Below are 6,582 nucleotides of genomic sequence, written 5' to 3'. Positions count from 1 at the left end.
AATTTACACTAAATTTGGGATACGCCCGAGCCTGACAGCTTAGCTTAGACCATACTATCTTACACTGTTTATTATACTGCTGCTACGATAGAAAGTTCTACCAATAATTCTTCTCTAGCCATTTTTGCTTCTACACATACTCTGGCAGGAGCAAAACCTTCATTTACCCAGTTATCCCAAACTTCATTCATATCTTGAAATAATGACATATCCTTCACATAGATTGTAGCAGATAATATCTTATCTTTATTTGATCCTACACTAGCTAATAATTCATCTATTTTTTCAAGTGTTGTAATTGTTTGTTCTTTCATTCCTTTAGTAGAATCTTTGGCTACCTGCCCACATAAATACACTGTATTGTTGTGTATTACTACTCTACTCATTCTTTTTTTCGTTTCATATCTTTTAATTTCCATTTTATTTTTCCACCTTTTTATTTATTTTATCTTTGGTCTCTTTCTAGAGACTAAAGTTGTTACCTCATCTTCTATTTACCAAAACTACAATTTGGATATCTGCATATATCGCAATCTTGACAAAGACCACCATGACCATACCTCATGATATCTTCCATACTGAGTTTCTCTCTGCTAAGAACCCTAGGTAAGACCAGATCAAATATAGTTTTTTTACAGTACATCACACAGCCGGGAAGTCCCATAATAGGGATTCCATCCAAATAAGAAAGCAGAAACATAGATCCAGGGAGTACCGGTGACCCGTAACTTACCAATTCACCTCCTAACTCAATTATAGAACTAGGTGTAAGGTCATCTGGATCTACAGACATCCCACCTGTACATATCACCATATTTGCTCCATTATTTATATGGGTTCTAATAGCATTTTTTATCATCTCTTTATCATCTGCTACCACAATTTGACCGATCACATCACAGCTATACTCAGCCACTTTTTTTTCAACTACAGGTCCAAATTCATCCACTATTCTTCCATGAAAAATCTCGCTGCCTGTGGTTACTATACCAATTTTCATCTTTTTAAATTGTTTTATATCTATCAATTTATGAGGTGTTATCTGTGCCGCTGATTCCATCTTTTCTTTTTTTATAATGAGGGGAATCACCCTTGCTCCAGCGATTTTATCACCTTTTTTTACAGGGATATTTTGAGGTAATGTGGCAAAGGAGATCTGCCCCAACATATTGAGTTCAAAAAGCTTTTCTTTGTCTACCTTAAGCAGTCCGTCAACTTTTGCATAAAATTCTATCTTACCCTCTTTAATCTCTTCACTCAAATATATATTTTCTCCACAGCCGATCTCTCCTAAAATTAATGCAGCATCATTTTCATGAAGTTCATCTTCCTTAATTTCAAATATATATATATGTTCCTTACCTAACCTTAGGAGTTTTTCTATATCTTCTTCTCTAATTATATGACCCTTCTTAAAGGCTCTTCCCTTAAATTTTCCTGGAATTATCTCTGTTATATCATGGGAAATAACATGGCCGATTGCATCTTTAGTGTCTATCCTTTTCATGACTCAACTCCTATAATTTTATAACTTTCACTTCCCTCATATGTTTTCCTGTTCCTTTATTTTTTACTTTTAATATCTCTGCCATTATTCCTAGAGCAATTTCAGCAGGTTCCCCACTTGATATATCCAGTCCCACAGGAGAATATACCTTTAAAAGGTCCTCTTTATCTACTCCTTCATCTATAAGATCACTGTAACTTTCAATTACTTTTTTTCGGCTTCCAATCATACCTATATAGCCTATGTTTCGTCCTACAACAGCTTTTAATGCATTCTTATCACCTAGGTGTCCACGGGTTACAATAACTAGATAGCATCCCTCATCCAATGAATAATTTTTTAATATTCCTCCTATATCTCCACAGAGGAGTTCGTCAGCTTTAGGAAACCTTTTTTCATTCACATACTCCTCTCTGTCATCTATTATTACAGTGTACATATTGAGATATTTCCCCAATTTATAAAGGTCTATTCCAAGGTGTCCTCCTCCAGCTATAATTAGCTTTCTCCTTCTTTGAAAGACCTTGATATATCCTTTGACCTCCCCTCCACATCTCATATCTAGACTCCCCTCTGCTTTCAATGTAAATTCAAATTCCCTATTATCACCAATTTCCATAGCTTCTATAGCGGAATTAATTACTTGAAATTCCAAGTTTCCACCACCTATAGTACCTAAGGTTGTCCTGTCAGAAAAAACTCCCATAATACTGCCTGATCTGCCGGGGCTAGATCCATTTACACCGATAAGAGTTACCAAAGCTACTTTTTCACCACTATCTATTTTTTTGGCTATTTCTAGCATGATTTTACCTTCCATCTTCTCCTCCTTTTAAATCCTACTGTTGTCCTTGCTTTCTCCTCAGGTATAGAACTGCTTCCAAAGCTGATCCGCCAATATTTCTGGCTTTATCTGATATTGTGTAACAATTTTGCTGTTGATCTTGACGTGGATCTACATCTCCTATCTTAAACCCTTTAGTAACTCTATATCCATCCCTTATAAGACCCCTTAAAATTCCAGTCAAGGGTGATTTAATTTGGATATCTCCTATGAAGGCAAAAATTTCATCTTTTTCTACGAAATTTCCAATATCTTTGATGTTTTTAATAATTCCATCGGTTTCACTGTAGATAACTCTTTCCAGTCCATAGCCCTTTATGACTCCTGGAATACCAGTATTTTTCTTAGCTTCTCCAGAAAAAATTAATCGTCCCAAATCATGGCCACGCATTGTTTCAACAACAATATCCACATCTCTTCCTGCAGTAAAACCAGGACCAAGCCCCACAGTAATAGGAGCCATATAGATATTTGTTCCCAGATTTTTTTTAGCCAAGATAGCATCAATTACAGCCAATGGTTTTAATTTTTTTATTGTGTCACCACAAGGGTCCACAATTACAGCGACCTCTCCTTTATCCAGCACTTTTTTTACGTCACCTGTCCCATGAACCAGTACAGCCTTAGTTCCCTCTAAGATTATTTCTTTTTTATATACGGCCTCTCCATAACACACGGTTCTCCTTATAAAAGATGGATTTCCCACCTCTAAAACTACGACTCTAAATCCACTTCTATGAAACTTTTGTATCACACCGGAAGCTATATCTCCTCCGCCTCTTACTATTATTAATTCAGACATCTCAGTGATTCCTCCCTTTTTTTACACATTAGCAATCTTATTTTAGTGGCTTTTAATTTTTAATGATTTTAAAAAATAAACTCCTACTGAAATAATAGGAGTCTTCTTTTTTATATTTTGAAAAATCATAAAAGAAGTTATAGTTTCATTGGATTCATAGATTGCTTTCTATACCTGATCTCATAGTGCAGATGGGGTCCAGTAACCCTGCCTGTTTTTCCTGATTTAGCTATAGCCTTCCCTTTTTTTACCCTTTGCCCTTTTTTTACCAAGATTCTATTCAAGTGTGCGAATCTTGTTTCATAGTTTTTTCCATTGTTTATGATGATCATTTTCCCATACCCATCCATCCATCCGGCATAGGTAATCACTCCGCTGTAAGGAGAGTATACAGGGGTATTTATACAAGCTTTTAGATCTACTCCTGTATGTAGTATTCTTCTCCCTAAAACAGGATGATTCCTATATCCATAAGGACTGGTTACCACCATTTTTTTTAATGGTTGCCCAAAGTTTTTTAAAATAGAGTCTTTAGAATTATTTTTATACGTTGTCAGAGAAGTTGACTTATAATTTAAATCACCCTTATTTACCATCTTTCCCAGGTATATTTTATCACCTTTGTAGAGGATATTAGTTTTCAAATTATTTATTTTTTTTAAAGAATCAATTTTTACGTCATATTTTTTTGAAATACCATAGAGCGTATCCCCTGATCTTACCATATGATAGCTGCCTTTATAATTTTTAGAATACTTAAGATATATTTTTTGACCCGAGTATAATGAGTTATTTTTTAATTTGTTTATATCCTTTAATTCTGAGATTGGAACACCTCTTTTTTGAGAAATTGAATAGAGTGTATCTCCTTCTTTTACTTTGTAATATTTATTGTTAGAACATGAAATTAAGATAACTGAGGTTATTATTATAAAAAATATTTTTTGTATCGGTTTCATAAACTCTCCTATGGTTAAAATTTTCTATTAGATTAAAAAATAATAGTTATTAAAATAATACTCTATTTTATTAGTTTGTGTAAACAACTGAGAAAAAAATGGAACAAAAGTAATACATGGAGGAGCAGAGAAAAATCCAGTCCTAAAACTGACATTTAACAAGGTTACTTTTTTACTATCGGTGAAGAATTTAGGTCAAAAGGATTGGTTCTATAGGCAAGGGAAAATAAATAAGGGTAACTTTTTCTCAAGTGCTCTACATAGCTGATCCATTGATTTCTTAGTTCTCCATAAACTCTATTCATGTCTCCTGTCAGATGTTTATAATCTTCTTCAGGAAGACCTACGAGAGTATCTCTATACTTTAGCTCTTCAGCAAGGTGGAATACAGCCCACAAAAGATCTGTAAAACTTTGATGCTCTAGTAAATTATTATTTTCAAGGAGTCTTAATAAAAAATCTTTTTTAGATTCCAAAAGTAATTTTAATTTTTTCCAATCAATCTCTTTATAATTGAATTGACTTTTATGTTTCTTCAAAACTGTACACATATTTTGAAATTCTTCCCCTGAAGAATGATTTGTTATATTAAATTTAGACTGTGATCTTATTATCTCCATATCCATATTTGCAATAATACTCAAAAGTTCAGTACCTATCTCACTATAAAAAGTTCCTATAACCATATTTAATTTTTCCATACGTTCTTGTTTTTCCCTCTTGTCAAGAACCTTATGAATAATCAATGTAACCAATAAAACTTCAATAAATAAAAAAGCGATATCTTCTATTAAAAATACCAAAATATGATGTAGATCTCTAAATAAAAAATATTCGAGAAGATAAAAAGAAACTGACAAAATTATCAGTAATAAACCCATATAAATTTTCCAACTTACTTTTTTCATTTTTACCACCTTTGTTCAATTTTTTTTATAACTTGAGCTATAGGCTAGATCTAACGTCTCAATATAAGCTTTACTCGCAGCTAATTTTAACTTTAAATTTTTAAAAAGTCAATTTTTTTAAAAATTTAATGTTCTCTATTTTGAGTTAAGATAAAGCTCCACTTTTTATAACGTTTGTGATAAAGATCCTCAAACTTCAAAATATCGAAACTGTGTAATTATATTATGATTATAAAAAAAATGGTAGAAATTTTAAACTGTAACCTATGTCAAGGACACTAAAAAAAAAGAGTATTTAATTTTATGATACCAAAAGATGATTTCTGTATTCTACAGGAGTCATCTTTTTTAAATTCCATTGATACCTATGATTATTGTAATAATGGATAAATTTATCTATTCCCTTCTTAACTTCTTCTAAAGTCTTCCAATCTTTTAAAGTTACATTATCTTTCATATGACCAAAAAATGATTCTATGGGAGCATTATCCCAACAATTTACTCTTCTAGACATAGATTGAGATATTCCCTTTGATTTAAGTAAATTTTGAAATCTAGGACTGGTGTAATGAACTCCTTGATCTGAATGAATAAAGCAATTTTTAGCTAATTTGAATTTCTTTCTTGTTAATTTTTCTATTGTAGTTGTTGCTAATTTAAGTTTTAAATTAGCAGAGATTTCATACGCTAAAATCTCATTAGTTGAACCATCTTTAATTGCTGATAAATATGCTCTTTTACCATTTCCATAAGGTAGATAGCTAATATCAGTTAATAGAACTTTTCTAGGTATCTCTTGTTTAAACTCTCTATTTAAAACATTTGGACAAGTTCGGTGTTCCTTAGTAGCTTTAGCGATTTGTTTATATTTGTTAGGCTTTCTATGAGGGCAAACAATATTGTGTTTTCGCATGATTCTACCTATTTTCTTTAAGTTAAAGATAGTTTCAAATTCTCGCTCTAAGATCATTTTAATTGAGCGTGCACCTTTCTTGTAACCTCTTCTGTTAAAAGCTTTTAGAATTAAATTTCTAGAAGCTAAATCATTTAATTCCTTTTGTTTCATAATTTGTTTAGAAGATAAAAAATTGTAGTATCCACTTCTAGAAACATCAGATTCTTTACATAAAAACTGAACCATTCCCTGAAGAGCATGGTTGTGAATAGTACTTTCAATCATTTGAAATACTTTACCTTTAGTTACCACCCCCTTCTCATCTTTTTTAACTTTTTTAGAAATTCATTTTGTATCTCTAAAAACTTAATTTTAGCTTCTAATTTTTCAAATCTTTCAAGATCTGTTAAGTCATGATTTTTATGTCTTCCAGAATAATTTTTTCTAGTATCTTGTAACCCTAAAAGTCCATCTACTTCATATATTTTTTTCCATCTATGAGCTGATTGTTCGACTCTTTTAACTCCGGTGTATAATCATTTCAAGTCGACCACTTGAAATAAAAAAAGACCTTTTTTCATAAAAACCGATATAATGTAGTTACGACAACAAACATTAAAGGAGTTAATTTATGAAAAAAGGATATAAACATTTTAGCATATATGAA

General features: G+C 31.8%; 7 protein-coding genes. All 7 read right to left on the bottom strand.

The window, feature by feature from the left end; all coding sequences use genetic code 11:
* Positions 1–71: 71 nt before the first annotated feature.
* The 7 genes from V5784_RS06265 to V5784_RS06235 all read right to left on the bottom strand — a co-directional run bounded on the left by V5784_RS06265 (position 72) and on the right by V5784_RS06235 (position 6,260).
* Positions 72–419, bottom strand: a complete 348-nt coding sequence (locus V5784_RS06265; RefSeq protein WP_336888178.1) for a RidA family protein — start codon at positions 417–419, stop codon at positions 72–74.
* Positions 420–490: 71 nt separating this feature from the next.
* The gene (locus tag V5784_RS06260) at positions 491–1,507 is read right to left on the bottom strand and encodes a molybdopterin-binding protein (RefSeq protein ID WP_336888177.1); all 1,017 of its coding nucleotides are present in this window, start codon (positions 1,505–1,507) and stop codon (positions 491–493) included.
* 10 nt (positions 1,508–1,517) lie between these two features.
* A complete protein-coding gene (locus V5784_RS06255; protein ID WP_336888176.1) occupies positions 1,518–2,327 on the bottom strand; it encodes an XdhC/CoxI family protein in 810 nt (269 codons plus the stop codon).
* A gap of 19 nt (positions 2,328–2,346) precedes the next feature.
* The gene (gene yqeB / locus V5784_RS06250; protein ID WP_336888175.1) at positions 2,347–3,153 is read right to left on the bottom strand and encodes a selenium-dependent molybdenum cofactor biosynthesis protein YqeB; all 807 of its coding nucleotides are present in this window, start codon (positions 3,151–3,153) and stop codon (positions 2,347–2,349) included.
* Positions 3,154–3,290: 137 nt separating this feature from the next.
* Entirely contained in the window at positions 3,291–4,112 is an 822-nt protein-coding gene (locus V5784_RS06245; RefSeq protein WP_336888174.1) for a M23 family metallopeptidase, read from the bottom strand.
* A gap of 164 nt (positions 4,113–4,276) precedes the next feature.
* Positions 4,277–5,020 carry a hypothetical protein gene (locus V5784_RS06240; RefSeq protein WP_336888173.1) on the bottom strand — a complete coding sequence of 248 codons (744 nt, stop codon included), beginning with the start codon at positions 5,018–5,020 and terminating at the stop codon, positions 4,277–4,279.
* Positions 5,021–5,321: 301 nt separating this feature from the next.
* Positions 5,322–6,260 (bottom strand): IS3 family transposase, encoded by a 939-nt coding sequence (locus V5784_RS06235; protein WP_336888179.1) that lies wholly within the window; start codon positions 6,258–6,260, stop codon positions 5,322–5,324.
* Positions 6,261–6,582: the final 322 nt, after the last annotated feature.

The sequence above is a fragment of the Psychrilyobacter sp. genome, from assembly GCF_037132775.1.
Classification (GTDB): Bacteria; Fusobacteriota; Fusobacteriia; order Fusobacteriales; family Fusobacteriaceae; genus Psychrilyobacter.
This window is presented reverse-complemented; position numbering and strand designations above follow the sequence as displayed.

Excerpts from the sequence above, each read along its gene's own strand:
- V5784_RS06265 (WP_336888178.1), bottom strand. The coding sequence starts at position 419 with ATGGAAATTAAAAGATATGAAACGAAAAAAAGAATGAGTAGAGTAGTA.
- V5784_RS06260 (WP_336888177.1), bottom strand. The coding sequence starts at position 1,507 with ATGAAAAGGATAGACACTAAAGATGCAATCGGCCATGTTATTTCCCAT.
- V5784_RS06255 (WP_336888176.1), bottom strand. The coding sequence starts at position 2,327 with ATGGAAGGTAAAATCATGCTAGAAATAGCCAAAAAAATAGATAGTGGT.
- yqeB (WP_336888175.1), bottom strand. The coding sequence starts at position 3,153 with ATGTCTGAATTAATAATAGTAAGAGGCGGAGGAGATATAGCTTCCGGT.
- V5784_RS06245 (WP_336888174.1), bottom strand. The coding sequence starts at position 4,112 with ATGAAACCGATACAAAAAATATTTTTTATAATAATAACCTCAGTTATC.
- V5784_RS06240 (WP_336888173.1), bottom strand. The coding sequence starts at position 5,020 with ATGAAAAAAGTAAGTTGGAAAATTTATATGGGTTTATTACTGATAATT.